Genomic DNA, 2720 nt, shown 5'->3' on the forward strand with positions numbered 1-2720 from the left:
GTTCACCGCCACCATGCGGGCCGAGCGGCCCGAGCCGGGCACGGTCGTCGCCGCGCTGGGCCAGCTGCACACCGCCGGGGTGGCGGTCGACTGGCAGGCCTTCTACGCCGAGACCGGCGCCCGCCGGGTCGATCTGCCCACCTACGCCTTCCAGCGCGAGTCCTACTGGCTCGACACCCTCGACTACTGGAGGGAGGCATGGGCCGGGGCCTTCACAGGGGCGGCCGACATCGCTTCGGCGGGCCTGGACCCAGCGGATCACCCGCTGCTGGGCGCTGTCGTGACGTCGCCGGAGTCGGACGGCGTGGTGCTGGCCGGGCGGCTGTCCTCCCGTACGCAGGCCTGGCTGACCGATCACCAGGTTCTCGGCAACGTGGTGTTCCCCGGCACCGGCTTCGTCGAGATGGCGATCCGCGCCGGTGACCAGGTCGGCTGCGAGGTGCTTGAGGAACTGACCCTGCAGGCTCCGCTGGTGCTGCCCGAAAGCGGCGTCGCGGTGCGCGTCTCCGTCGGAGCCGCCGACGAGTCGGGCCGCCGGGCGGTCAGCGTCCACTCACGGAGTGAGGACGTCGACGCCCCGTGGGTCTGCCACGCCACCGGACTGCTGGCCCCGGGCGTGACGGAGCAGCCGGCGGCGGCGTCCGAATGGCCCCCCGCGGGCGCCGTCCCGGTCGACATCGGCAGCCTGTACGCCGACCTGGCCGAGGCCGGAATCACGTACGGACCCGTCTTCCAGGGCCTGAAGACAGCCTGGCGGCGCGGTGACGACGTCTTCGCCGAGGTGGCGCTCCCCGAGTCCGTACAGGAGGAGGCCGATCGGTTCGGAATCCACCCGGCGCTGCTGGACGCCTGCCTGCACGCCATCGGGCTGACCAGCGTGATCGGCGAGGAGGCGGCGCTGCCCTTCTCGTGGGCGGGAGTCACCCTGCACGCGACCGGCGCGCAGGCGGTGCGTGTCCAGGTCACGACGGTCGGCTCGGACGCGGTGAGCATCGCCGTCGCCGACCACACCGGCGCCCCGGTCGCGTCGGTCGAGTCGCTGACCGTACGGACGATCCCGGCCGGCGGGCTCGACGCGGCCGGATCGCGGCAGGCCGCCCCGCTGTTCCGGCTCTCGTGGACGCCGATCGGCGGCGCGTCACCGGCCACCGCTCCGACCGACCCGGCCGAGGTGGTCGTGGTCCGCGGTGAGCCGGGTGTGTCGGCGGACGCGGTGCGCGGGGCGACGCATGCGGTGTTGTCGGCGTTGCAGTCGTGGCCGGGGGAGGAGTCGCCGGCGGATGCGGTGCTGGCGGTGGTCACGTCGGGTGCAGTGGGGCTGCCGGGTGAGAATGTGACCGACCTGGCCGGTGCCGCCGTCTGGGGGCTGGTGCGGTCCGCGCAGTCGGAGAACCTGGGCCGGATCCTGCTGGTGGACACCGATGACTCGGTGGACCTCGCGACCGTTCTGGCGACGGGCGAGCCGCAGGTCGTGGTCCGCGACGGGGTGATCTACGCGGCCCGCCTGGTCCGCGTGCCCGCGGCGACCGCTGAGACCGAGCCGGTGACGTCGTTCTCCGCCGAGGGGACGGTGCTGGTCACGGGTGGCACGGGGATGCTGGGACGGATGGTGGCACGGCATCTGGTCGTGGAGCACGGGGTGCGTCGTCTGCTGCTGACCAGCAGGAGCGCCTCGGCCGAGAGCGCCGCCGATCTGATCGGTGAGCTTGCGGACCTCGGTGCCGAGGTGTCGGTGGTGGCGTGTGACGTGGCCGAGCGTGACGCGCTGGCCGCTTTGCTGGCCGGGGTGGACGTGTCGGCCGTGGTGCACATGGCGGGTGTGCTGGACGACGGTGTGATCGGGTCGCTGACTCCGGAGCGGGTGGATCGGGTGTTGCGTCCGAAGGTGGACGCGGCGCTGAACCTGCACGAGTTGACGCGTGATCGTGGGTTGTCGGCGTTCGTGTTGTTCTCCTCGGCGTCGGGGGTGTTCGGGACGCCGGGTCAGGGCAGCTATGCCGCGGCGAACGCGTTCCTGGACGCGCTGGCCGCGCACCGCCGGGCGGGCGGCCTCACCGCCCAGTCGCTGGCCTGGGGTCTCTGGGACACCCAGGGCGGCATGGGTGGTGAGCTGACCGCCGTCGAGCGGCAGCGGCTGAGCCGTACGGGTGTGGAGCCGCTGTCGGCGGAGCAGGGGCTGGACCTGTTCGACGCGGCCTGCGCCTCGGACGCCGCCGCGGTGGTGCCGATCCGGCTGAACCTCACCGCGCTCGCCGCGGCCGGCTCGGAGGCGCCGGCGCTGCTGGGCGGCCTGGTCCGGCGACCGGCCCGCAGAAGCGCGGCCGGACTTCCCGCGGCGGCGGCGCAACTGGCCGAGCGGCTGGCGCCGCTGTCCGAAGCGGACCGCGTTGCGGCGCTGCTGGACATCGTGCGCACGCAGGCGGCCGCCGTGCTCGGGCACGCCGGGGCGGAGGCGATCGAGCCCGATCGGGCGTTCGGTGAGCTGGGCTTCGACTCGCTGTCGGCGGTCGAGTTCCGCAACGCGCTGAACGCCCAGGTCGGGCTGCGGCTGCCGGCGTCGCTGGTGTTCGACTATCCCAACGCGCTCGCGGTCGCCGAGTACATCGCGGCCGAGGTGGTCGGCGCGGACAGCAGGCGTACGGCGGTGGCGGCCACGGTCGGCTCGGTCGACGAGCCGCTGGCGATCGTGGGCATGGCGTGCCGTTATCCGGGTGGGGTGT

At 73.7% G+C, this 2720-nt stretch carries 1 protein-coding gene; it reads left to right on the plus strand.

Annotated elements, in window-relative coordinates:
• Positions 1–2720, plus strand: a 2720-nt coding sequence (locus Mam01_RS35825; protein ID WP_204289659.1) for a type I polyketide synthase, incomplete at both ends; no start/stop codon positions are given.

Source organism: Microbispora amethystogenes, from assembly GCF_016863015.1.
Taxonomy (GTDB): Bacteria; Actinomycetota; Actinomycetes; order Streptosporangiales; family Streptosporangiaceae; genus Microbispora; species Microbispora amethystogenes.